Origin of the sequence: Dyadobacter fermentans DSM 18053, assembly GCF_000023125.1 — a bacterium.
GTDB classification, from domain to species: Bacteria; Bacteroidota; Bacteroidia; order Cytophagales; family Spirosomataceae; genus Dyadobacter; species Dyadobacter fermentans.
This window is the reverse complement of record NC_013037.1, coordinates 2,657,480-2,681,536: the sequence shown is the minus strand read 5'-3', so window position 1 is coordinate 2,681,536 and position 24,057 is coordinate 2,657,480. Positions and strand designations below refer to the sequence as shown.

The window sequence follows — 24,057 nt, the reverse complement described above, 5'->3', positions numbered from 1 at the left end:
CTAAGGTAATACGGAGGCCAGTTCGGCGATGTTGATGACATGCTTTTTCAGCATGATCGTCCGTTTGATCGTGCTGATCGTGCTGTGCCTGACGTTCAGCGCCGTAGCGATCTCGGACGTCCGCATGCCGTTCACCAGCATGCCGGCTACCTGTTGCTCACGCGGAGAGAGCCGGCTTGGTTTTCTGTGGAGATTGTATTTGAGGAAGTTGCGGATGTGCGCCTGATTGGCCGGGTCGAACAGAAACTCGTAGCCGAATTGGTGGAGCGTGCTTTCGCAGATGTACGTCCGCGATGCCAGCACTTCGTTCAGGCACTTTTCGGTTTCCTGGTCGCCGCAGCCCTTGGAAATGCACGCGCTCGCGCCGGAAAGCAGGAGCGTCAGGGCTTTTTTGTAAAGGTTATCGTTGTACATGATCACCCAGGGAATGGTACTGTTGCGCTGAATGATCCTCGCTTCGATGCCCGTCCTTTCATTTAACCCCACCACGATCAGGTGAATGGGACGTTGCGAAAGAAACTTTGAAATGCCGCCGACAGTCGTTGTTTCGAAGAAAACGAATTCTTTCCCGATACTCCTGAAAAACTCTTTGAGGCCCGTCAGGATAATCGGGTGGGAGTCGTACAAAATAACGTTAAGCATGGCGTGACGAGGGCTGGAAGAGGGAATGGCGGTATCTGATATACGTTAGTCGAGGGCCTGGATCGCCTGGGTGAGGTTTGTGACCGAGAGCTTGCGGAATGCGCGCGCTTTGAGCGTGCTGACGGTGCTGGCCTGGATTTGCAGGCGGCTGGCTATTTCGCCGGTTTTCATGCCGGTTTCGAGCAATGCCGCCACCTCATTTTCGCGGCCGGTGAGTTCGCGGACGCGCGGCCGGTAGCTGAGGTGCGCGCCGTTCCGGATCGCCCTGAACCGCCAGTATTCGGAATTCACATGCGCCTGAGTGATGTCGCAAACATGCTGCCGCTGTTGCAGCACGGCGAAAATGCCCTCTTTGAGCGATGTATCGCAGCATTTTTTGGACATGCAGGCACCCGCGCCCAATGCCATCAGGTCCATGGCGGTTTCTGCACCTTCCTCGGTGTAGAGCACTACGGTTTTAGGAAGAATGCCGGAAATAATGCTGGTGTCGAAACTGTCGGGCTCGTTCACACTCAGGATCACGAGGTCGAAGTGCTGGCCGGTTGCATATTTATAGAACTGCCGCAGCCGACTGGCTTCGGTCACTTTAATGGGTAGATCGGTCATGTCGAGCATGAGCCGGATTCCCTTCCGGGAAACAGGATGGAGGTCAAATATAAGTACTTTGAGGGCGCTTTCAGTTTTCATCGTCACGGAATCGGTTATTTGCCGGTACAAATATCCCCGCTCCGCCGCTAATTTCGGGTGGCTCTTCGCTGATGCCTTTGTGGCTTTGGAGCCACAGCGCTAGGCGTCCCTTCTTCTGAACCGGTACAGGTACGGCGCCTTGTTGGCCGCGCCGGTGAATTTCTTTTCGAGCCTTTCGAGCACATCCAGGTCCAGGATCTTTTTCTGAAAATTGTTCCGCGCAAATGCACGGTCATAAATCGACTCGTAGAGCTCTTGCAGCTCGCGCATTGTAAATGTTTCGGGCAAAAGGTTGAATGCGATGAGCTTCTGGTCGAGGTTGAGCTGCACGGTTTCCAATGCACATTTCACCATGTCGTGGTGGTCCATGATCATCGGCGGCAATGCGCGCACCGGGTACCAGTCGATGGATTCGTCGAGCTCGGTCTTGCGCGGGACTACCTTGCTGATATCCACCAGCGCGTAGTAGCCGATCGAAACGAAGCGCCGCGTGATCCAGTCGAATTCCTTGCGGTTAAAGCGCTTGTCGCCGAGCGTATCGCCATTGAGTTCGATCAGTCGTTCGAGGAAGCGGATGTTGGAACGGGGCGCATCGCCGAACACGCGGAATTGTTCGAGGTAAATGTCCTTGATGCCCGTTCGGTCTTCCAGGATTCGCCGCGCAGCCTGATCGATCCCCTCGTCCTGGTTGATAAACCCGCTCGGCAAAGCCCAGAAATCGCCGCGGAAATTCAGCTTCGGCACCAGCACGCTGAGTTGCGAATCCTGGTAACCCAGAATGACGCAGTCAATGGAAAGCTGCTGAATGTAGTCCTGTTCGCTGGGTGAATGCATGTCCCTCATGTGGTGTTTAGGCGTGTTTGGCGCGGCAATATCGCAGATACGGCTTTCAGGCACAAATATGCACAGCAACATTTCGGGAGCGTACCCGGTTTTTGTTACAGCGTATCATGTATCCGTTTATTGCATTGTTGAAATAAATTATAGCATAAATTTTATTGTCTCAAATATAGACAATAATACTTTTTGCTGTACATTTGATGGTCATAAATTCAAACGATGAACCAGATGAAGAAACAATTACGGGGCGCTTTCGTGCTGCTATGCTGTGCATGGCTGTTCGCGGGCCAGGTTTTGGCCCAGGCACCCAGGCTGCGCGTGCTGGTGTTCAGCAAAACGGCGGCGTTCAGGCACGCGTCGATTGAGGCCGGCCAGAAGGCGCTCACGAAAATGGGTACCGAAAAGGGCTTTCAGGCCATTTTTACGGAAGACGCAGCCCAGTTTAAGGAAAACAACCTGAAAAAATACCAGGCCGTGATTTTCCTCAATACTACCGGTGATATCCTCAATCCGGAGCAGCAAAATGCGTTTGAGCGCTACATTCAGGCCGGAGGCGGTTATGTGGGCATTCACGCAGCCAGCGACACGGAATACGAGTGGCCCTGGTACGGCGCGCTTGCGGGCGCCTGGTTCCTTGATCATCCCATGCCAGATAATGTGCAGAAAGGAAAGTTTATCGTAACGAAAAAGGACCACTGGGCTACCCGCGGCATGCCCGATGAGTTTGAGCGGAGCGACGAGTTTTACAGCTTCAAGAATATTTCCCCCAAAATCAATGTCGTGCTTGCGATCGACGAAAAGAGTTACACCGGCGGTAAAAACCCGGATTTTCACCCGATGAGCTGGTACCAGGAGTTCGACGGTGGCCGGTCGTTTTACACCGCAATGGGCCACACCGACGAAACATTCGCAGAGCCGCTTTTCCTGAACCACCTTTGGGCGGGCATTCACTACGCCATGGGCGGCGACGCTCCCAAGCCGGTCGATTTCTCGAAGGCGCGGCCCGAGGAAAACCGCTTCTCGAAGGTGATACTGGCCGAAAAGCTGGACGAGCCAATGGAGCTGAGCGTGCTTGGCGACGGCAGAATCCTGATTATTCAGCGGAAAGGAGAGGTGCGTTTGTATAACCTCAAAACCAGGGAGCTTAAAACGATTGCCAAACTGCCGGTGAGTACGCATTATGTCAGCAAGGAAGGCAAGGAGTCGATGGGCGAGGATGGTTTGCTGGGGTTGAACAAAGACCCGAATTTTGCACAAAATCATTGGATTTACCTCTATTATTCCGATCCGAACGAGTCGAAAAACGTGCTCGCACGCTTCGAACTGAAAGGGGATGAACTCGATATGTCTTCTCGTAAAGTGCTGCTCGACGTGCCCACGCAGCGCGAAGAATGCTGCCACACAGCCGGCTCCATTGCCTGGGACAAGGAGGGTAACCTGTACCTTTCGACTGGCGATAACACCAATCCGCACGGCTCCAGCGGGTACAGCCCGAGCGATGAGCGCCCCGGCCGCGAGGCGTGGGACGCACAGAAATCGTCGGCGAACACCAACGACCTGCGCGGAAAGATTATCCGCATTAAACCGCAGCCCGACGGCACTCCTTACACCATTCCGGAAGGCAACCTGTTCCCTCCCGGCACGCCCAATACACGGCCCGAGATTTACACCATGGGCCACCGCAACCCCTTCCGCATTTCGGTGGACCAGCGTACCGGCTACGTATACTGGGGAGAGGTGGGCCCCGACGCCGCCAAGCCCGACGCCAACCGTGGCCCAGCCGGTCACGACGAGGTAGGACAGGCCCGCAAGGCCGGCAATTTCGGCTGGCCACATTTTGTAGGCGATAATAAGGCCTATAACAAATACGACTTCGCAGCGAGCCGGTCGGGGGAGAAGTGGGACGTGGCCGCACCGACCAACCAGTCGCCCAGCAACACGGGCCTGAAAGTGCTGCCGCCTGCACAGAAGGCATTTATATGGTATCCCTACGACGCCTCGCCGGAATTTCCGCTGGTAGGGGCGGGCGGGCGCAATGCAATGGCCGGGCCGGTGTTCTACTCGGACGATTTCAAGAATGCGCCGGGCGCTTTTCCGGCTTACTACAATGGCAAGCTGCTGGCGTATGAATGGATGCGCGGCTGGATCATGGCCGTGACGATGGATAAAGATGGCAATTATGCTTCGATGGAGCGTTTCATGCCCAGCTATAAGTTTTCCAATCCGATGGATATGGAATTTGCACAAAACGGCGATTTATACATGCTTGAATACGGCTCGGGCTGGTTCAGCGCCAACGACGACGCCCGCCTGATCCGCATTGAATACAATGGCGGCAACCGCAAGCCGAAAATCGAAATGGCCGCCAATAAGCTGGGCGGTTCGGCACCATTGGCATTGAAACTTACCGCAGAGGGTACCGACGATGCCGACGGGGATGCATTGACATATTCATGGAAAATCACTTCCAAAAACGGTTTTACCAAAACCATCAACACCCGAGACGCAGCGCTGACGCTCACTAAAACCGGCCTCTACAAAGCCGCATTGACCGTGAACGACGGCAAAGGCGGCATTTCCACGCAGTCGCTGGATGTGACGGTGGGTAACGAAGCACCGGTACTGAGCCTGGATATGCCCGGCGCCAACAAATCATTTTTCGTAGCCGGAAAGCCTTTTCAATATGATGTGAAGGTGAAAGACAAGGAGGACGGCACGCTTGGAAGCGGCATCGACGCGGACCGCGTGGCTGTAAACATCGACTATCTGCCCGAGGGATTCGACAAGGTGGCGATTGCCCGCGGACACCGCTCGGCGGACGCGGCGGCGCAATTCGCAACGGGTAAAAAGCTGATCGAAGGAAGCGACTGCAAGGCTTGCCATAGCGTAAGCAAAAAGTCGATTGGCCCTGCGTATGCCGATGTGGCCCGCAAATACAAAGGCAACAGCTCCGCGTTGGAAACCCTCACCCGCAAGGTGATCAGCGGCGGTGGCGGCGTTTGGGGCGAAACCGCCATGGCGGCACACCCGCAACTCTCGACCACCGACGCTTCCGAAATGGTGAAATACATCCTGAGCCTCACCGGCGACGCCGCGGCCAAAGCCTCGCTGCCTGTGAAGGGAAGCTACACCGCCGCATTGCCGAATGGCGACAAAGGCAAGGGCGTGTTCGTGGTGCGCGCGGCGTACGAGGACAATGGGGCGAAAGGCCTGCCCGCGCTGCGGTCGGAGCATACATTCGTGCTACGCAATGCGACAATGGACGTGCATAGTTTTGATGTGTATGATGATGTCAACAAAATGTCTTACGGCGGAAATAACCTCGCTATTCCTGCCAAATCGGGCGCTTACATGGGCTTGAAGCAGGTCGACCTGAACGGCGTATCGGCATTCCGTATCATGGCCATGGCCCCTAAGCCGCAGCTGAATGCGGCGGGTGGTAAAATAGAGCTGCGTCTCGATAGCCCCACCGGCAAAGTAATAGGGGAGTCGGAGTTTCTCGAACCGTCCGATAAGCTGGATTTCAAACCATCCACCCTGGATATTCCCGTGAAGCATACCGCCGACGGCAAGTCTCACGATGTGTATATGATTTTTGTAAACCCTTCTAAATCATCCGGTAGTCTGATGGTTGTAATGAGTGCACAGGCAGTGCTGGCTTCGGCAGCGCAGTAATGCGATCGGCTATTGCTTAAAAAATGGCGGCCCGTGAAACCGGGCCGCCATTCGTGTTTCAGGAAGCGGAAGGCTGCTTTACTTCCACGTGTTCCAGCGGCTTCCGGGCGGGACCGGTGAGCACTTCGCCGTGGCAGTTGAACCGCGCACCGTGGCAAGGGCAGTCCCAGCTCTTTTCCGAATTGTTCCATTGTACGATACACCCTGCATGTGTGCATACAGGGTCGAGCACGGTGAGTTCGCCGTCGTCTTTCTTATGCACTGCCAGCTTCTGGCCTTCGTATTCGATGATTTTGCCCGTTCCGGCTGCGATTTCTCCCAACGATTCGATTTGTTCCAGTCCAAACCGGTCGGCTACGAAACGCGCGGCGACGTCCGCATTTTCCTTCACAAACTCGGTGAACCCCGCCACCGGTTTCACGCGGGCGGGATCAAAGAGCTTTTCATACGGACTGGTGCCCTCCGAAATGAGCTCGTTAAGCACAATGGCCGCCACCGTTCCGAGAATGATCCCGTTGCCATTGTATCCGGTGGCCGCGTAAATGCCGCCGGACGCTCCGGGCAACTGGCCGATGTAAGGCAGGCCGTCGGCAGGGACGTAATATTGTGCCGACCACCGGGTGCTTACCTGGTCCACGGGATAGCACTTTTTGGTATATTCGATGAGATCCGCAAATGCCTGTTCAGGATCGCCGTGGCCGGTTTTGTGGTCGTGCCCTCCTGCCACGAGGTACTTTTGTCCGTCGATGGTGTGGGTGCGGAAATAATGGTAGGGCTCCTGCATGTCGTAAATCAGCGCGTCGGGGTAGGCGTTATCTTTCAATGTGGCGGCGATCACGTAGCTGCGGTAGGGCGCATTCCTGAAATGCAGCACATTAATGCCTCCGGGCGGGATATGCGTGGCGTATACCACGGATTTCGCCCTGATCTCCCGCTCGCCCGAGCGCGCCGTGTGGTATTCGTCGCTGGAATCGATCTGGTCGATCAGCGTGTTTTCCACGATCACCCCGCCCAGTTCTGTAAATGCCTCTTGCAGTCCCTGCAAGTATTTCAATGGGTGAAATTGCGCCTGTTTACTGAAAACGACTGCTTTTTGAAATGGTAACGGCGCCGGAGCATCGTGTGCGGGCTCGGTTGCCACGCCCGCGCGGAGTGCGCTTTGGTAAAGATCGTCGAGCTGCTTCGTTTCATCGTCTGTTTCTGAATACACATAGCCGTTCTTCCATTCAAAATCGCAGTCGATCTGATACGTTTCCACCATATGATGAATGAGCGCCACTGATTCTGCGATGGCCCCGGCAAATTGCCGGGCTTCGTCCTGGCCGAAATCGCTTTCCACTTCCGCGTACGTGGTGTCGGCAAAGGTGTTGATGTGGGCCGTAGTGCCGCCAGTAGTGCCGTATCCCGGCGAATGCGCTTCGGCGATGATACATTTGCGGCCTTCCTTTTGAAGCAGCAATGCGGTGGTGAGGCCGGTAATGCCTGCTCCGACGACGAGCACGTCATATACCGGCGCATTACTACCGGGCTGGTTACCAGCGGGCTGAGCGGTGACATTGGTCTGCCAAAGGCTGTTGTTGGCGCCATCGCGCTCGGCTTGCTTTTCGTCTGAAAGCGAGGCGGATGTATGGTCGTGATTGGGTATCGAGTTCATGGTTTGCTGATTTTTTTGGGTGCTTCAAGGACAAATTCCATGCCAGGGTTGCCGAAAAAGCACGAACCACCCGCGGATAGCAGTAGCCGAACCATGTCGCATTCTTTTGACCTATGATTTTGAATTAGCTATGAACCAGAGAAACACGCTGCTCCTGACGGTGATCGTCCTGAAATTTCTGTTACAATATTTCCTCATTATCCCTGAGTACGAGCTGCATCGCGATGAATACCTGCACCTCGATCAGGGCAATCACCTGGCCTGGGGCTTCGTGTCGGTGCCGCCGGTGACGTCCTGGATTGCGTGGCTTATCCATGCATTGGGCAAGGGCGAATGGGTGGTGCGGTTCTTCCCGGCGCTGTGGGGCGCGCTCACGATCCTGGTGGTCTGGAAAACCGTGGAGCGGCTTGGGGGCGGGTTGTATGCCTGCGGACTTGCGGCGTCGTGTATGCTGTTTTCGGTGCTGTTGCGGCTCAATCAGCTTTTTCAGCCCAATTCTTTCGATGTGCTATGCTGGACGGCGCTGTATTATTTGCTGATAAGCTTTATCGCATCCACCGACCGGCGCTGGCTGTACGGGTTGGCAGCGGTTTTCGCATTGGGTTTTTTAAATAAATACAACATCATATTCGCAGCGGTAGGCCTGCTGCCGGCGATTTTGCTCACATCGCAGCGACACCTTTTGCTCAACAAACACATTTATCTGGCATTATTGCTGGCATTGCTGCTCATCGCGCCAAACCTGATCTGGCAGTACCGGAATAATTTTCCCGTGCTTCACCACATGCAAGCATTGGCCGAAACGCAGCTGGTGAATGTCAACCGCATGGATTTCCTGAAGGAACAGCTGCTGTTTTTCGCAGGAGCGCTTCCGGTGATCGCCGCGGGGCTCTTCGCATTGTGTTCGCACGCGGCATTTGTGCGCTACCGGTTATTCTTTTTTACCATTGTCATCACGCTTGCAACTTTCACCTACCTCCGCGCGAAGGGCTATTATGCGATCGGCATTTACCCCGTTTACATCGCTTTTGGGGCCGTTTACATTGCTGCCCAGGTGAGAGCCAGGTGGCTGCGGGGCGCGTTTGTACTGTTGCCCGTTGTGCTGTTCATTCCATTGTTGCAGGTTGCATTTCCCAACAAAACACCCGAACGGATCGTGACGAATCCCGAGCCTTACCGGAAGCTGGGGTTGCTGCGCTGGGAGGATGGGAAGGATCACCAGCTTCCGCAGGATTTTGCCGATATGCTGGGCTGGCGTGAGCTGGCAGCCAAAGTGGATGCGGCCTACGCCGCCGCACCGGACCCGGAAAGTACGATCGTGCTCTGCGACAATTACGGCCAGGCCGGGGCGATCAACTATTACTCGAAAATGGGCGTAAAGGCGGTCACTTTCAATGCGGATTATGTGAACTGGTTCGACCTGAACCAACGGTACAAGCACCTGATCAGGGTTAAAACCGGCGGCGAACGAGAGGAAGAGATGAAGGAAACGGGTCCGCTGTTCGCAACCGGTTACGCGGCAGATTCGGTGACGAACCGCTTTGCCCGGGAGCATGGAACGGTGGTGTTTGTATTCCTGGATGCGCGGGTCGATGTGAATGCCCGGCTGGAAAAGGAAATTGCGGAGGAACGATGGTAACAAGGGGCCGAAGCCCCTTGCACGGTTAGTTCAGCGACAGCGATAATGGCCCGAATTCTTCGAAATGAATGTTCGATTGGTCAATGCCACGATCGACGAGGAAACGGTAATGCTGGCGAATGAACGCGCCCGGCCCGCAAATGTAATATTCCGCATCGGCGTGCAGGGCTTCGGCAGGGAGCTGGTCCAGCGACACCCAGCCGAGGTATTCATTCGCCGAAAGCTGCTCGGCCGAATCGTAGAAAAAGTGTTTTTCAACGTGTGCCACCTGGTCGGAAATGGCTTGCAGGTCGGTTTTGAATGCATGAACCTGCTCGTTACGGCATCCGTGTACCCAGGTAATGGGCGTGGTGGCGTCTGCACGTACGAGGGCTTCGAGCATTGAGATCAATGGCGTTTGTCCGACACCGCCGCTGATGAATACTTTTGGTCTTCCGCTTTCTGCCTGCAATGTGAAATTGCCCGAAGGGGCCGACAGGTCCACCACGTCGCCGGGCTCGACGAAATCGTGCAGGCGGTTGCTGATCATACCGTCGGGATGCACGCTGCCGGCCTCGCGTTTCACCGAAATGCGGTAGAATTCACCGTTCGGTGCGCTCGACAGGCTGTATTGCCGCGGTTGTTGTAGGTTAATTTCAGGCAGAAACAGCCGGATGCTGATGTACTGGCCGGGTTGGAAATCTGCCACCGCACCGCCGTCGACCGGGTAGAGGTAAAACGAGGTGATCTCCTCCGATTCCTTCACTTTTTTGCGCACCACAAATGGCCGCCAGCCCGACCAGCCGCCTGGCAATGCCACTTTTTGGTCGTACAGCTTTTGCTCGTGTCCGCTCATGAGCGCCGCCAGCTGGTTGTAGGCGATGGTCCAGGCTTCGAGCAATTCGGGTGTGGCGGCATCGCCCAGCACTTCGCCGATGGAGGCGATGAGGTGCCTTCCCACGATCGCATAATGCTCTGGGCGGATGTGCAGGCTTGCATGCTTGTGCCCGATGGTGTCCACCACCGGCAGCAGCACAGCCGGATTTTCGATGTTTTCGGCATAGGCCAGCACGGCCATTGCCAGGGCGGTTTGCTGGCGCTTGTTTTGCTGGTTACCCATGTTGAAAAGATGCTTCAATTCGGGATTATGGGTAAACATCCGGTTGTAAAAGTGGGTGGTGAGCAGCACGCCATGCTCTTTTAGTACGGGAACTGTGGCTTTTACGAGTTCTTTTTGTTGTGGAGACATAATGTTGAGATTTAGAATAAAAGACTTTTTTATCCTTTATTTGGGTAAAAAATTTTTATTTGTTCAGGGTAAGCTGCCCTTGGATGAGCCCTTCATTGAACTTGCCGATCGAAGTATTGCGCAGCATGATCACAATCTGATTCCGGATTTTCTTGAAATCGTTGTGCAAAGGGCAGGGGTTGGCCTGGGAGCAGTAGCTGAGGCCCATTCCGCACCCGTTGAAAATGCTGTCACCTTCTATGGCCTGGACAATGTCGGCCAGGGAACGTTGCAGTCCGCCGGGATCGAGGTAAAATCCTCCGTGCGGGCCTTTCGACGACAGCACTAGGCCATCTTTACTGAGCTTTTGAAGGATTTTTGCCAGGAACGGCTCAGGCGAGTTGATATGCAGGGCAATCTCCCGGATGCCGACCTTCTGGCCTTCCTCCGATTTTTGGGCAATGTAAAACACCGCCCTGATCGCATATTCGCACGTTTTTGAAAATATTCCCATCGTCTGATCCGGCACACCGCCGCTTACCTGAATGCAAATGTAAGTGCTGACCCAACAATAAAGACTTTTTTATCTTTTATTATGGAAATTAATTTATCCATGCTTGGTAATGCGCTGCCGCAAGCCGCTTGAAAGCGTCAGATTTCAGCGAAATGAAATCGTTTCGAAAGGTTGCTAGTCGTTGGTCGAAAATTTGTGGTCAGCAATCACTATTGCCCTATAAATCAATTATATTCAGGCCCATTACTCAACGTTAATCACTTACTGACATGAAAAGAGCGCTACGCAGTCTCATCGGGATTTTTGTATCCCATGGTTTCCTTTTCTCCTTCGCAACCGCACAGTCTTGTAACGTTTTCGATCTTAAACTGACCACCCAGGCGGCCGTTAATTCCTTTAATGCTTCATGTAAAACCATCAACGGAGATATTACCATTTCGGGTTCCGACATTACCGACCTTACGCCTTTACAGAACATTGAGGTCATGAATGGCAAGCTCACGATCCAGGCCAATCCGAAGCTGGCCAGCCTTACGGGATTGGAAAACATCACCTCCGCCCAGCATCTGCTCATTTACAGCAATGATCTGCTGCCTGATCTGACGGGTTTCAAGAAACTGAAAGCCGTTTGGGGCACTACCCACATTCGTTTCAATAAAAACCTCGATAACCTGAAAGGGCTGGACAGCCTTGTCAATGCGTCCACATTTTACATTACCAACAATGATTCGCTCGCAAGCCTTTCCGGGCTGGGTAGCCTGGAAGGCGTTTCGGACATTCTTTCGATCGGGTCGAACGTACGCCTGGCCACATTGAAGGGATTGGATAAGCTGAGTGGTGTAAGCCGGATCAATATTGGAGGGAATGACGCGCTGGCGGACCTCTCCGGCCTGGAAAACTTAACATCCGTTTCTTACCAAATGCACGTGAGCTCGAATCCCGGCCTGACCAGCCTGAAAGGACTCGACAATCTCACGTACCTGAGTGAAATATACATCAGCGATAATAACCTGATGACCGACCTGTCGGGCCTGGAAAGTGTAGGGTCGGTGTTTTGGCTGGTGATCGGGGAGAGCAAGGGGCTCACCAGTCTTGCCGGGCTCAGCAGCCTTACTTCGGCCACGAACATGATCATACGGAGCAACGAGTTGCTGACGGATCTTTCGGGGCTGGAAAACCTGACGAACATCGGATGGATACAGATCAGCGACAATGCGGCGTTGACGAGCCTGTCGGGGCTGGGTAGCAATGTAAGTAACGGCCGAAGCAATTCCGGCGCGCGGACGGCCGCGCTCACGATCGGCGGACTGGTGATCCGGAACAACGCCAGCTTATCGGATTGCGCCATTTCGGCGGTATGTGAGTTTGTCGGCTCCAACACGGCGAGCATTACCGGCAACGGGCCGGGGTGTGAGGATCAGTCGGCGATACAAGCGGCCTGTTCCGCGCTGCCGGTTACCCTCGCCGATTTTAAAATCCATAAAGAAGGCCGCGCAGCTGTTTTGCAATGGACAACGGCGGAGGAAAGCAACAGCGAAGCCTTCGGGATCGAACACAGCGTGGATGCCGTAACCTGGCACGAGGCAGGCGAGCACCGCGCGAAGGGCGAAAGCAATGTACTCGTCCATTACCAATGGGTACATAATGCGCCTGCCGGCGGGCTGAACTATTACCGCCTCAAAATGAAAGACAGGCCCAAAAACGGCCTGGAAGGCACTTACGCATACAGCCGCATCGTGAGCGTCCGTTTCGCCGACAACCACGCAGGCAACGTTTATCCCAATCCGGTTTCGGACGTACTCTTCATCTCAAACCACCGGGAGGCAGTGCTGCTACGGATTGTGAACACGGAGGGCAAAACGGTGTACGAAGCCCGCAACGTGCCGCATTCACTCTCGACTCGGAACCTCGCGACGGGGATTTACCAGTTGCATATTACGTTGCAGAACGGCGTGGTGCAGAAGGAGCGGATCGTGGTTCTTTGAGTTGGTAGGGGTGGTTTTCAGAGGTAGGTCGGGCTTTCAAGCTGGTTTGCGGCGTGTCCCATTCGCTTGATTATTCATTTCTGCCGGTTGCACATTCCTTGCAATCGGTGAATGGTTTGTTGTCTACTTTTTGGCAATTGTCAATTTTGAATCTGAATGAAGATGATAAGAGTACAATTTGCCAATATAAATGTCCGGTTCATTGACGCTTCATTTTGCCTTTGGATAATTGGAACGTTGCTCGGGAGTTGCGACAGGTTAAAAGGGATTACTACTATTTACGGGACTGTTACCGCGCCCGGGTATGGTCCGGTCGATAGTGCGAGGATTGTTTTTATTGCCCGACAGACTATGACAAATACGAAATTTGTAGCTGAAACACTCACAGATGCAAACGGAAAGTATCGGGTGACGGTGGATGCCCCACGCGGGTATGGCCGTGTTGAATGTGATTTGATACTTGATGGTAGCCCGACTACCCAGCAATACACGAAGGGCGAGGCGTGGCAAGATGGTAGAAAACTGAACACCTGCTGTGGCGTCTCAGCGGGAGCGAAGGCCAACTTCGACTTTAAATTGTTCAAATAGAAATGCTCTTCTCAAAGACTGTATGGGTTGATTTATTGCTCAGTTAGCAAGTGTTATTTTTCGGTTGATTATTGATTCCTTCCAGTTGCTCATCGGATTAAATGCGCGGGGTCCGTTGCCATTTTTTTTGGATTTCATCTGAAATGGATTGGCCAATGAGCAAGACTTTATCTACCGTAAAGTGTTTGATTACAACTGCGTTATTGATTGGGATATGCGAAACAGCTTTTGGAAATACGCCGCTAAGACTGACTAAATCTGAATGGAAGATGATAAGAAAGCCATTTGCCAATATAAATGTCCGGTTCATCGGCGCTTCATTTTGCCTTTGGATAATTGGAACGTTGCTCGGGAGTTGCGACAGGTTAAAAGGGATTACTACTATTTACGGGACTGTTACCGCGCCGGGGTATGGTCCGGTGGATAGTGTGAGGATCTCGGTCATTGCCTCGAACGGCTTCGTAAGAACTAAGTTTTTGACCAACGCCTATACCGACAAGGAAGGAAAATATGAGGTGACCGTCGATGCGCCGCGGGGGTATAGCCAAATTGAATGCTCTGTTGTACTAGATAGTGACCCTGTTTCCTCCAAAGAATATCGCGTCGCAGAGGCATGGCAAGATGGAAAGAAAATAAAAAACTGTTGCAGCGTAGTAGCGGGTTGGAAGGCTAATTTTGATTTTAAATTATTCAAATAAGTTCCCTGATAAAGATTGTAAACCCTGTTTATTGCTTAGTTGGCAAGCGTTATTTTTCGGTTGATTATTGATTCCTTCCGGTTGCTCATCGGATTAAATGCGCGGCTTCCGATGCCATTTTATTTGGATTTCATCTGAATGGATTGGCCAATGAGCAAGATTTTATCTACCGGAAAGTGTTTGTTTGCAGCTGCATTATTGCTTGGCATATGCGAAACAGTTTATGGAAATACCCAGCCAGAATCGACTATATCTTTTGCGGAAGCCAGCGATTCCGCAAGTTCTGAAATTGACATTTTGCTCAACCGCGTCGAGTTTGCCCCCGGTGAATTGGATTACTATCGAAAAGCGCATGCCGACGACAAACCGGTACAAACCAACCCCGAAGCATGGCTCAGTCTGTACGACCGCCTGCGCAAAGGCGCGCATCCGCGTGTGATGAGCCGGTTCCCCGACTGGCGGTCGATGATGCGGGACCAGGAGAGGAGCAATAGCGAGGCCGATATCATTCCAATCGGCATAATGGACATAGAAGGGGAACACGCGCCGGAGAATAGGGCATCCGGGAAGGTAGCAGAGAAGATCCGTTTCCTTGATGCCTCCGTATTACAGGAAACATTGTATCAGGCTGAGGCCAGCTTCAAAATCGGCGAAGCACTGCTAGTATCCAATAAGCCGTCCCTGATTGGACTGGAAATCGATTTTGGCGATGGAAAGAGTTACAAGAGTTATGCTTTGAAAGAGCAGGTAATCACCCACTCGTTTGCTGCAACGGGACCTCATAGCATTCAAATCAGGCTCAGGACGCCCTTACTGCAATGGGGCACGGCGGATATCCTGCAACATGCGATAATATCGCGATGATAGAGGGCAGTCTGACGGCGGAAGACCGGAGCCTTTTTGACGAATTCAACTATGGCGACCGGATCATGCTGGGATGGTTGCCCGGGTTCAGGCGGAGTACGCATTTCGATGTGCATACCAATGCTTTGAATGACGAGAAATCCATTGCAAGGCTGTTTATCACGCAGATACCTCCCAAGTTTCCCACATTTGTGATGAAGGATGTAAAGTATGACAGCCTGCTGAATGACGATTTTCTGCCGGGTGGTAAGTCTTCAATAAGCGTAAGGGTGTTGAAATTTTTGGCAACAAAAACATTTGACTTTTGTTTCGTACCAACTTTTAGCTCAATTGACTTCACCGGACCACGGGACACACAGGACGAACGAGAGATATTAAACGTCCATGACGTGCTACCAATTCAAATGCCTTTTTCGGCAGTTTATGGCCATGCCACTGATCGCAACGGATTTCATGTAGCACCTCAACTTCTACCCTGGCGAGTCATGGGCATTGCCGAGGGAATCCTAACGCCTGACCCTTCCTGCCCCGCCGCTCCCATCCCGCCAACACCAAACATTTATTTCAGCCAAAGCTATTGTTTCCCTTTTACCGAAACTCGGACGGATCAGTCGTTTCCTATAACGGTGAATGTGTCCGCTACGGGGCAGGATTATCGTCAAACGTTATTGATAGAAAAACTCGGCTCGCTGGAAACCCAGGAGGGTTATCTGATGAGTGATCAGACGAGTTTTACATTTTACGTCTACACCGCAGGTCAATACAGGGTAACCTGTGAGCGAAGTTATCCCGGGCGGCCCGATTTGACGTCGACCGCCTCAGCAACCGTAAATGTGAGCAATTGTCCGGATTTGCTGACGCTCATTGGAGATAATAATTCCTTCAATCCCATTGACTGCCAGGGCTTTTGGGAAGGTGACTACCTGCTCACGTTTCAGAACGACACTACGAAACATGCCTTTGCTCACTTGGGAAATGATATCCTGTATGCTACGCTCGAAAAGGATGATGCATTTGTGCCGCGCTCCGTGCTGATGGCCAACCACCTTTTCGAAGAATATGCATTATGTTTCGCTGAAACCGACCCCCGCGCATTGCCAGTAACGCTGGCGACTTTCGATGCCCGCCCGTCGGAGGGCAAAGCGGTACTAACATGGACGACAGCCAACGAGACGAACAGTGCCTGGTTCGAAATTATGCGAAGTCCGGACGGACACGACTGGCAGGTAACTGATAAGGTAGTAGCCAGGAATGAAGGTGAAACGGTCTCGAACTATCTTTTTGTCGATTCGCTTCCCCTGCCGGGCATATCGTACTATCGATTGAAAATGATGGATTCGGATTCCTCTTATGCATACAGCCGAATCCGGCGCGTGCAGTTTGCTGACGCGCAAATCACTATTTTTCCTAATCCCATCGACGACCGAATGTCATTGAGGCTGTCGGTTGACGAGTCAAATGTGAAGGAAATTACAGTTTCAGACCTGGCAGGGCGAATCGTTTACCGTGCGGATAGCGTTGCGCACCTCCATGATGCCAAAAAGCTGATGACGGGCAGGTACATCGTCAAAATCCGTATGAAAGATGGTTCGGAAATCAACCGGGTAATTCTTAAAAGGTAATTGGCATCTGCCGGAAGATCAGGTTGATGCGCGTCGGTGATCAGATTCTTTCCCTCCTTCTGCCATTGCTTTGATCGTCGGCCGGGAACGGACGGGCTTTGCGAATAGTTTCTATATTAGCCAAATCTAACGTCTCCGATATGTCAAAGCTATTTTCTCCTGTTACTATTAAAAGTGTCCAGTTCAAAAACCGGATCGTTGTTTCTCCTATGTGCCAGTATTCGTCTATCGACGGCTTTGCTACCGACTGGCACCTGGTTCATTTGGGGAGCCGTGCCGTAGGCGGCGCCGGGCTTATCATCTCCGAAGCCACCGCCGTGTCGCCCGAGGGGCGCATTTCGCCCGAAGATCTCGGAATATGGAAGGACGAGCATATTGAAATGCTTTCGCAAATTACCGCGTTTATCAGCGAGCAGGGGTGTGTGCCGGGTGTGCAGCTCGCACATGCGGGCAGGAAGGCCAGCACGGCCGTACCGTGGAAAGGTCGGGCGGAAGTGCCCGCGAGCGCGGGAGGCTGGCAAACGGTTTCGGCCTCCGATGTTCCGTTTTCGGATACCTATCCCAAGCCGGTTGCGCTAGACGAAGCGGGTATTGAAAAAGTCGTTTCCGATTTTACCGAAGCCGCCAAACGTGCCTTGCAGGCCGGTTTCAAAGTGATCGAAATACATGCCGCGCACGGTTACCTGCTGCACCAGTTCCTGTCGCCGCTCAGCAACCACCGCACCGATGAATATGGCGGCAGCTTCGAGAATCGCATTCGCCTGCTGCTACGCGTGATCGAGGGTATTCAAACCGTATGGCCCGCTGACCTGCCGCTGTTTACGCGCATTTCGGCAACCGACTGGGCCGAAGGCGGCTGGAACATCGACGAATCCGTGCAACTGGCGGCCATTCTCAAAGAAAAAGGCATTGACTTAATCGACGTGTCGTCGGGTGGCCTGGCTGCGCATCAGCAGATTACGGTCGGACCGGCTTATCAGCTGCCGTTCGCCTCGCGCATTAAACGTGAAACCGGCATTCTGACCGGCACCGTAGGCCTGATCACCAATTCCCTGCAAGCCGAAACGATCCTCGTCAATGGGGATGCAGATATGATCATCATGGCACGGGAGATTTTGCGGAATCCGTACTTTCCGCTGGAAGCCGCGCACGATTTGAAGGAAAACGTCGCGTGGCCGGTGCAATATGAAAGGGCCAAATGGTAATGTCCGGGCGCGAGCGTGCCGGAAGCATAACCGAATGCGGCGCATTTGCAATCACTTTTGAACACCACAAAAAGGGGAGGAAATAATGAAAGACCTAAAAAGCGAAAAAGCACTGGCCGCGAAAGAAGCGGTCAAATACCTCTCGAACGGGCAGATTGTGGGCCTGGGCTCCGGCAGCTCCGCGTACATTGCCATTGCGGAAATCGGGGAACTGGTGAAAAACGGCCTGGATATTCAGGGAGTGCCTACGTCTGAAAAAACGCGTGCACTGGCCGAATCGCTGAATATCCCGCTGCTCAGCATTGAGGAAGTCGGTTCGATCGACATTACCATCGACGGTGCCGATGAATTCACGCCCGATTTGCAGCTCATCAAGGGCGGCGGCAGTTTTTTGCTGAAAGAAAAAGTAGTGGCTTCGCTCTCGAAGGCCGAAATCATCATTACCGATTCAACTAAAAAAGTGGAACTGCTCGGCAAGTTCACCGTGCCGATCGAAGTGATTCCCTATGCACAGAATTACGTGCTGGCGCAGATCGGAAAGCTGAACGGTTTGGGTAAAATCCGCCTGGCGGATGGCAAACCGCTCGTTACAGAGCAGGGCAACCTGCTGATCGACGGCGATTTCGGGCTGATACAAGACCCTGCTTTGCTGGCCGATCAGCTGATCCGGATCGTGGGCGTGGTGGAACATGGGCTGTTTATCAACATCGCCAAAAAGGTGATCATGGGCGTCGGCGACACGACCATCACGTTCGAAAAATAGCGACTTGCCCGCCCGCATTGCGTATCTTTGCGGAAGTAAATACATTCTGTTGCAAATGGTTACAATCCCACAACTCCAAGCCGTTCTCGACGTCCTGCGCCTTGCGGAGCGGCTGAAATTTGAACTTCGTCATAGCTACACTTCCAGCGGCAGGCAGGAAAGCGTGGCCGAGCATACCTGGCGCATGTCGCTCATGGCCGTGCTCATGGAGCCTTACCTGGACAAGTCGATCGACATGGCCAAGTTATTGAAAATGATTATCATCCACGACCTCATCGAAGCCGAAGCAGGTGACGTGCCGGTGACGGAAATGATGCGCAATCCCGCTTTGAAACTGATCAAACAGCAGCGTGAAATCGAGGCGATCGAGAGCCTGCGCATGCGTTTGGGCGAGCCGCTGGGACAGGAGATCTATGAATTGTGGTTCGAATTTGAAGAAAAAATCACCTATACGGCCCGCGTGGCGAATGCATTCGACAAGCTAGAAGTGCAGTTGCAGCACAACGAGGCCGACATCAGCACCTGGGAGGATATTGAATATGACCTGTCGTTCATGATGGGCCGGCACGTGGCATTCGATGCCAACCTGGAACTGTTAAAGGACCTGATCGAAGCGCAGGCCGACCAGAAAATGCGCGCGGCAGGCGCGGACACGGTAGCAATACGCACCCGTGTTTTGGGTTAATAATTATTTGATTTTAAGTAAAATACAAAAGCCGTCGGATCGAGTCTGACGGCTTTTTGCGCTTAACTACACTTAACAAAGACGCTAATTGATAGTGTGTGCAGGTCTGATGGAATCTATTTCCAGCCGCCGCCCAGGCTGCGGTAGAGGTCTACGCGCGCTACGAGCGACTGGCTGCGGATGAATGCGAGGTTCAGTTCGGCCTGCAATGCATTGCCTTGCGCCGTAATCACTTCCAGGTAATTAGCCATATCGCTTTGGTACAGCAGCTGCGCATTGGAAATGGCCTGCTGCAAAATGTTCACCTGATTGTTCGCGATGGCTTCCTGTTCTTTCAGTTTCTGGGTTTGAACCAGCGAGTTCGAAACCTCACCCACGGCATTCAGCACCGATTGGCGGAATTCCAGAACCGATTGTTCACGCCCGATTTTGGCGACTTCCAGGTTCGTTTTCAATTGTCGTCTGGCGAAAATCGGCCGTGCAATCGTACCGGCCGCAATGCCGAACAGCGAACCGGGAATGTTGAACCAGTTGCTCGATTTGAACGATTCGATACCGCCGCTCGCCGAAATGATCAGCGACGGGTACATGCTCGCCTGCGCCACGCCCAGCTCTGCATTCGCGATGAGCACCGACATTTCCGCCGCACGCACATCGGGACGGCGACTTACCAATGCAGCCGGCACGCCGGTGGCAAGGCTGTCGTTTGCCTGGAAATCGGCCAGTTTTACCTTCCGATCGACGGCATTCGGCATTTGGCCGGTCAGGATTTGCAGTGCGTTTTCCTGGATCGTAATGTCCTGTTCGAGCTGCGGGATGAGCAATGCAATGGCCTCGCGCTGTGCTTCCGCCTGCTGCACCGATAGCGACGTTGCCTCGCCCGCATCTTTGAGCAGGTTCGTCAGTTTCAAGGTGTTATTGCTCAGTTCGAGGTTGTGTTTCGCCACTTCGAGCTGTTTGTCGAGCATTAGCAGGTTGAAAAAACCTCTCGCGATGTCGGCCACGAGGCGCGTTTGCACGGCTTTGGTGGCTTCCACCGTTTGCAGGTATTGGCCCAACGTAGCCTGCTGCTGGCGGCGGATCTTACCCCATATATCGGCTTCCCACGACAGGTCCACCGAGGTGATATAGTTCTCGATATGGCTCGATTTTAGGAAGCTACTCGCGCTGATCCCGTTCAAGCTGTTGCTCGATGGCCGGTTATAGGTGCCCGCAATGCGCAAATCTACGCGCGGAAGTTGCAGCATCCTGGCCTGTTTTACCTGCTGCTGTGCGATATCAATGCGCTTCAGCGCGATTTGCAGGTCGTAGTTATAAGCAATGCCGCGCTCGATGAGCCTTTGCAGCGTCGTATCGGGGAAAAATTCCTTGAAGCCCATATCTGCGATGGTGGCGGTGTCGCCGTAAGGCACATTGCGGTACTCGGTGGGCAGGGCCAGTTCCGGGCGCTGGTAGTCCTTGCTCACCTTGCAAGAGGCGAGCAAAGTTACCAGCAGAATCAGAACGGGTATTTGCGTTAATCTAAATGTATTTTTCATGATGTTAATTCTAAATAAAACAGTCATCGCATGCTGGTTCCGAACCGCGCGCCACTAGTGCACCTCGGCTTCGGCGAGTTCCGGTTCAACCGGTTTTTTGACGACTTTTTCCTGCAAATACTGGAAGATCACATACAGCACGGGGATCGCGAATACCCCGAAAATCACCCCTGTAAGCATCCCGCCGACCGCCCCGGTACCGATCGAACGGTTTCCAAGCGCTGAGCCACCGGTGGCGCGCATCAGCGGTAACAGCCCAACGATGAATGCGAACGAGGTCATCAGGATCGGACGTAAGCGGAGTCGCGAGGCTTCCAATGCCGACTCTACGATGCTCATGCCCGCTTTACGGCGCTGCACGGCATATTCGATGATCAGGATCGCGTTCTTCGCGAGCAAGCCAATGAGCATGATCAAACCGACCTGTACATATATATTGTTTTCAATACCCATCCAGTTGATGAACAGCATCACGCCGAACACCCCCAGCGGAATGGTGAGGATCACGGCCAGCGGCAGGATGTAGCTTTCATATTGCGCGGCGAGCAGGAAGTACACGAACACCAGGCTGAGCACGAAAATCAGGATGATCTGCGAGCCGGAGTTAATTTCTTCACGCGTCATACCGGTCCATTCGGTTTTGTAGTTGTTTGGCAGCACCTTTTCGGCGGTTTCCTGCACGGCGCGGATGGCGTCACCGGTGCTGTAACCCGGCTTAGGCGTTCCGTTGATCATCACGGCATTGTACAGGTTGTTGCGGGTCACCGTTTCAGGTCCGAACACGCGTTTCAGGCTCACCAGCTGGTTGGCCGGTACCATTTCGCCCTCGGTGTTTTTGACATAAATACCATCGAGCGAAGCCGGGTTCTGGCGGTACAGCGGATCGGCCTGGGCCATCACGCGGTAATATTTACCAAACCGGTTGAAATCCGACACAAAGCTCGAACCGTAATAAATTTGCAGCGTTTGCAGCAATTCGTTCACGGGTACATTCAGCTGTTTGGCTTTCGCATTGTCGATTTCCAGCTGGAATTGCGGGTTACCCGTTGCGAAGGTGGTGAATGCATAAGCGATCTCCGGACGCTGCATCAGCGCGCCGATGAATGCGTTGGTAGTGGTGCTGAGTTTTTCCAGTGAACCGTTTCCGCGGTCTTGCAGCATAAACTCGAAGCCACTGACGTTACCGAAACCATCCACGGTAGGGAAGGTGAAGAAGAATGCATTGGCATCATTCACCGAGCGTACCTGCTGCGACATCATGCCTACGATCTCATTGAAATCCTGCACTTCGCCCCGCTCTTCCTTCGGTTTCATGCGGATGAAGCCCACACCGTAAGGCGATGCGTTGGAGTTCGAAATGATGTTCATACCTTCCACAATGTAGCGCTGGTCGGCGATGGGCGACTTTTTCACGATGCTATCCACCTGCGCCATCGCTTTCGAGGTACGGTCGAGGGAGCTGCCCGGAGGCGTGTTGAGGGCGTAAAGCAGGAAGCCCTGGTCTTCGGTCGGGATGAACCCCGTAGGCGTGGTTTTGGTGAGCCAAAGTGTTGTGCCTGAAATGACCAGCAATCCTATGATAGTCACCCATTTACGACGGATCAGGAATTGAAGGCTTTTCACATACCGGCCGGTCATCGACTCGAACCCTGCATTGAATGCCGCAAAGAAACGGGCCGCGAAACCTTTGCGTTTACCGCCATGCCCTTCTTCGGCATGCGGATTTTTCAGGAATAATGCACAGAGCGCGGGACTGAGTGTGAGCGCGTTCAATGCGGAAATCAAAATGGCTATGGCTAATGTAAATGCAAACTGCCGATAAAATACCCCGGCGGGGCCCTGCATGAATCCGACCGGCACAAACACCGCGGCCATTACAAGGGTAATGGAAATGATCGCGCCCGAAATCTCGTTCATGGACTCGACGGTAGCCGATTTGGCCGCCAGGTTCGTTCGCTCCATTTTCGAGTGCACCGCCTCCACGACCACAATGGCGTCATCCACCACGATCCCGATCGCGAGCACCAATGCAAAGAGCGTGAGGAAGTTGATCGTAAACCCGAAGAGCTGCATGAAAAAGAACGTTCCCACAATGGCCACCGGCACGGCAATGGCCGGGATGAGCGTCGAGCGGAAGTCCTGCAAGAAGATGAACACTACGATAAACACGAGAATGAATGCTTCCAAAAGTGTGGACCGTACCTGGTTGATCGACTCGTCGAGGAAGTCCTTCGAGTTGTACATGATGGTCGTTTTCAGACCTTTGGGTAATGTTTTGGAAAAATCTTCGATCAGCTTTTCTGCCTGGATCAGGATGTCGTTCGCATTGGTACCGGCCGTTTGGAACACCGCCACACCGGACGATGCGTTGCCGTTCAGCTTACCATTGGAAGAGTAGGTGTAAGAACCGAATTCGACGCGCGCCACATCTTTCAGGCGAATCACGGAACCATCGCTATTGGCTTTGATGATAATGTCCTCGTACTCTTTGTTTTGCGTTAGTTTTCCTTTGTATTTCAAAACATATTCAAAAACCTCTTTGCTCGCTTCGCCGAGACGTCCCGGGGCTGCTTCAAGGCTTTGCTCACGAATGGCGCCGGTTACTTCCTGCGGCGACAGTCCCAATGCTGCCAGACGGTCGGGTTTGAGCCAGATCCGCATCGAATAATCCCGCGTACCGAACGGCTGCGCCTGACCGACCCCCGGTATACGTTGCAGCTGAGGCACGAGGTTGATCTTAATGTAGTTCAAAAGGAACGTCTCGTCGTAAGTGCTGTCTTCGCTCGAAAGCGCTACGAACATGATGATCGAGTTTTGCTGTTTTTGCGTGGAGATACCGGCTTGCACCACCTCCTGGGGAATCTGGCTTACCGCTTTGGAAACGCGGTTTTGAACGTTCACGGCAGCGATATCCGGGTCGGTGCCCTGTTTGAAATACACATTTAGGGCCATGGTACCGTCGTTGTTGGAGGACGAGGTCATGTAGGTCATGTTCTCAACTCCGTTCACGGCTTCTTCGATGGGCGTTGCCACTGCGCGGGCAACCACTTCTGCGTTCGCTCCCGGGTATACGGCGGTTACTTGTACCGTCGGCGGGGCTATGTCGGGAAACTTCGTTATCGGCAGCGTGGTGAGCGATATGATCCCGAGCAGTAATATCAGGATCGATATTACTGTCGAAAGGACGGGCCTTTCTATAAATTTCTGAAACATATAGTTTGAATTTGTCCCCGTTCTCGGGGCGCATTATC

18 protein-coding genes are annotated in these 24,057 nt (G+C 53.3%); 10 read left to right on the top strand and 8 right to left on the bottom strand.

Annotated features, from left to right (window positions below; translation table 11 throughout):
• From DFER_RS10785 to DFER_RS10775, 3 genes are all read right to left on the bottom strand, one after another.
• Complete coding sequence (locus tag DFER_RS10785) at window positions 1-642, bottom strand: response regulator transcription factor (protein WP_015811666.1); 642 nt, start codon at window positions 640-642, stop codon at window positions 1-3.
• A gap of 45 nt (window positions 643-687) precedes the next feature.
• Window positions 688-1,329 (bottom strand): response regulator transcription factor, encoded by a 642-nt coding sequence (locus tag DFER_RS10780; RefSeq protein WP_015811665.1) that lies wholly within the window; start codon window positions 1,327-1,329, stop codon window positions 688-690.
• A gap of 99 nt (window positions 1,330-1,428) precedes the next feature.
• Entirely contained in the window at window positions 1,429-2,163 is a 735-nt protein-coding gene (locus tag DFER_RS10775) for an NUDIX hydrolase (protein ID WP_041734949.1), read from the bottom strand.
• A 234-nt stretch (window positions 2,164-2,397) separates the two neighbouring features.
• Here DFER_RS10775 and DFER_RS10770 point away from each other — a divergent pair, with 234 nt between their 5' ends.
• On the top strand, window positions 2,398-5,844 hold the full coding sequence (locus DFER_RS10770) for a ThuA domain-containing protein (protein ID WP_143828712.1): 3,447 nt from the start codon (window positions 2,398-2,400) through the stop codon (window positions 5,842-5,844).
• 58 nt (window positions 5,845-5,902) lie between these two features.
• Here DFER_RS10770 and DFER_RS10765 read toward each other — a convergent pair whose 3' ends face one another.
• On the bottom strand, window positions 5,903-7,498 hold the full coding sequence (locus tag DFER_RS10765; RefSeq protein WP_015811662.1) for an FAD-dependent oxidoreductase: 1,596 nt from the start codon (window positions 7,496-7,498) through the stop codon (window positions 5,903-5,905).
• Window positions 7,499-7,628: 130 nt separating this feature from the next.
• Between DFER_RS10765 and DFER_RS10760 the strand changes: the two genes are divergently transcribed.
• Complete coding sequence (locus DFER_RS10760; RefSeq protein ID WP_015811661.1) at window positions 7,629-9,137, top strand: glycosyltransferase family 39 protein; 1,509 nt, start codon at window positions 7,629-7,631, stop codon at window positions 9,135-9,137.
• A 25-nt stretch (window positions 9,138-9,162) separates the two neighbouring features.
• Here the strand turns inward: DFER_RS10760 and hmpA are convergent, their stop codons facing one another.
• Both hmpA and DFER_RS10750 read right to left on the bottom strand, forming a co-directional pair.
• A complete protein-coding gene (hmpA, locus tag DFER_RS10755) occupies window positions 9,163-10,365 on the bottom strand; it encodes an NO-inducible flavohemoprotein (protein WP_015811660.1) in 1,203 nt (400 codons plus the stop codon).
• Between the two features lie 55 nt (window positions 10,366-10,420).
• On the bottom strand, window positions 10,421-10,858 hold the full coding sequence (locus tag DFER_RS10750) for an RrF2 family transcriptional regulator (RefSeq protein ID WP_015811659.1): 438 nt from the start codon (window positions 10,856-10,858) through the stop codon (window positions 10,421-10,423).
• 269 nt (window positions 10,859-11,127) lie between these two features.
• On the opposite strand from DFER_RS10750, the gene DFER_RS10745 reads away from it, so the two are divergent.
• The 8 genes from DFER_RS10745 to DFER_RS10710 all read left to right on the top strand — a co-directional run bounded on the left by DFER_RS10745 (window position 11,128) and on the right by DFER_RS10710 (window position 19,268).
• Window positions 11,128-12,843: a T9SS type A sorting domain-containing protein gene (locus DFER_RS10745; protein ID WP_015811658.1), complete on the top strand. Its 1,716-nt coding sequence runs from the start codon at window positions 11,128-11,130 to the stop codon at window positions 12,841-12,843.
• Between the two features lie 156 nt (window positions 12,844-12,999).
• Window positions 13,000-13,431, top strand: a complete 432-nt coding sequence (locus tag DFER_RS30100; RefSeq protein WP_041734947.1) for a carboxypeptidase-like regulatory domain-containing protein — start codon at window positions 13,000-13,002, stop codon at window positions 13,429-13,431.
• A 155-nt stretch (window positions 13,432-13,586) separates the two neighbouring features.
• Window positions 13,587-14,129: a hypothetical protein gene (locus DFER_RS10735; RefSeq protein ID WP_143828711.1), complete on the top strand. Its 543-nt coding sequence runs from the start codon at window positions 13,587-13,589 to the stop codon at window positions 14,127-14,129.
• Between the two features lie 150 nt (window positions 14,130-14,279).
• Entirely contained in the window at window positions 14,280-14,993 is a 714-nt protein-coding gene (locus tag DFER_RS10730) for a hypothetical protein (RefSeq protein WP_015811655.1), read from the top strand.
• 668 nt (window positions 14,994-15,661) lie between these two features.
• A complete protein-coding gene (locus tag DFER_RS30365; protein ID WP_222837328.1) occupies window positions 15,662-16,615 on the top strand; it encodes a T9SS type A sorting domain-containing protein in 954 nt (317 codons plus the stop codon).
• 140 nt (window positions 16,616-16,755) lie between these two features.
• Window positions 16,756-17,820, top strand: a complete 1,065-nt coding sequence (locus tag DFER_RS10720; protein ID WP_015811653.1) for an NADH:flavin oxidoreductase/NADH oxidase — start codon at window positions 16,756-16,758, stop codon at window positions 17,818-17,820.
• An 85-nt stretch (window positions 17,821-17,905) separates the two neighbouring features.
• Window positions 17,906-18,583 carry a ribose-5-phosphate isomerase RpiA gene (gene rpiA / locus DFER_RS10715; RefSeq protein ID WP_015811652.1) on the top strand — a complete coding sequence of 226 codons (678 nt, stop codon included), beginning with the start codon at window positions 17,906-17,908 and terminating at the stop codon, window positions 18,581-18,583.
• A 55-nt stretch (window positions 18,584-18,638) separates the two neighbouring features.
• Entirely contained in the window at window positions 18,639-19,268 is a 630-nt protein-coding gene (locus tag DFER_RS10710) for an HD domain-containing protein (RefSeq protein WP_015811651.1), read from the top strand.
• Window positions 19,269-19,384: 116 nt separating this feature from the next.
• Here the strand turns inward: DFER_RS10710 and DFER_RS10705 are convergent, their stop codons facing one another.
• Both DFER_RS10705 and DFER_RS10700 read right to left on the bottom strand, forming a co-directional pair.
• Window positions 19,385-20,806 carry an efflux transporter outer membrane subunit gene (locus DFER_RS10705; protein WP_041734944.1) on the bottom strand — a complete coding sequence of 474 codons (1,422 nt, stop codon included), beginning with the start codon at window positions 20,804-20,806 and terminating at the stop codon, window positions 19,385-19,387.
• A gap of 54 nt (window positions 20,807-20,860) precedes the next feature.
• On the bottom strand, window positions 20,861-24,019 hold the full coding sequence (locus tag DFER_RS10700; RefSeq protein ID WP_015811649.1) for an efflux RND transporter permease subunit: 3,159 nt from the start codon (window positions 24,017-24,019) through the stop codon (window positions 20,861-20,863).
• Window positions 24,020-24,057: the final 38 nt, after the last annotated feature.

What these genes read in the sequence shown, in the direction of transcription:
- DFER_RS10785 (WP_015811666.1), bottom strand. Translation starts at nt 642, where the DNA reads ATGCTTAACGTTATTTTGTACGACTCCCACCCGATTATCCTGACGGGC.
- DFER_RS10780 (WP_015811665.1), bottom strand. Translation starts at nt 1,329, where the DNA reads ATGAAAACTGAAAGCGCCCTCAAAGTACTTATATTTGACCTCCATCCT.
- DFER_RS10775 (WP_041734949.1), bottom strand. Translation starts at nt 2,163, where the DNA reads ATGCATTCACCCAGCGAACAGGACTACATTCAGCAGCTTTCCATTGAC.
- DFER_RS10770 (WP_143828712.1), top strand. Translation starts at nt 2,398, where the DNA reads ATGAAGAAACAATTACGGGGCGCTTTCGTGCTGCTATGCTGTGCATGG.
- DFER_RS10765 (WP_015811662.1), bottom strand. Translation starts at nt 7,498, where the DNA reads ATGAACTCGATACCCAATCACGACCATACATCCGCCTCGCTTTCAGAC.
- DFER_RS10760 (WP_015811661.1), top strand. Translation starts at nt 7,629, where the DNA reads ATGAACCAGAGAAACACGCTGCTCCTGACGGTGATCGTCCTGAAATTT.
- hmpA (WP_015811660.1), bottom strand. Translation starts at nt 10,365, where the DNA reads ATGTCTCCACAACAAAAAGAACTCGTAAAAGCCACAGTTCCCGTACTA.
- DFER_RS10750 (WP_015811659.1), bottom strand. Translation starts at nt 10,858, where the DNA reads ATGGGAATATTTTCAAAAACGTGCGAATATGCGATCAGGGCGGTGTTT.
- DFER_RS10745 (WP_015811658.1), top strand. Translation starts at nt 11,128, where the DNA reads ATGAAAAGAGCGCTACGCAGTCTCATCGGGATTTTTGTATCCCATGGT.
- DFER_RS30100 (WP_041734947.1), top strand. Translation starts at nt 13,000, where the DNA reads ATGAAGATGATAAGAGTACAATTTGCCAATATAAATGTCCGGTTCATT.
- DFER_RS10735 (WP_143828711.1), top strand. Translation starts at nt 13,587, where the DNA reads ATGAGCAAGACTTTATCTACCGTAAAGTGTTTGATTACAACTGCGTTA.
- DFER_RS10730 (WP_015811655.1), top strand. Translation starts at nt 14,280, where the DNA reads ATGAGCAAGATTTTATCTACCGGAAAGTGTTTGTTTGCAGCTGCATTA.
- DFER_RS10720 (WP_015811653.1), top strand. Translation starts at nt 16,756, where the DNA reads ATGTCAAAGCTATTTTCTCCTGTTACTATTAAAAGTGTCCAGTTCAAA.
- rpiA (WP_015811652.1), top strand. Translation starts at nt 17,906, where the DNA reads ATGAAAGACCTAAAAAGCGAAAAAGCACTGGCCGCGAAAGAAGCGGTC.
- DFER_RS10710 (WP_015811651.1), top strand. Translation starts at nt 18,639, where the DNA reads ATGGTTACAATCCCACAACTCCAAGCCGTTCTCGACGTCCTGCGCCTT.
- DFER_RS10705 (WP_041734944.1), bottom strand. Translation starts at nt 20,806, where the DNA reads ATGAAAAATACATTTAGATTAACGCAAATACCCGTTCTGATTCTGCTG.
- DFER_RS10700 (WP_015811649.1), bottom strand. Translation starts at nt 24,019, where the DNA reads ATGTTTCAGAAATTTATAGAAAGGCCCGTCCTTTCGACAGTAATATCG.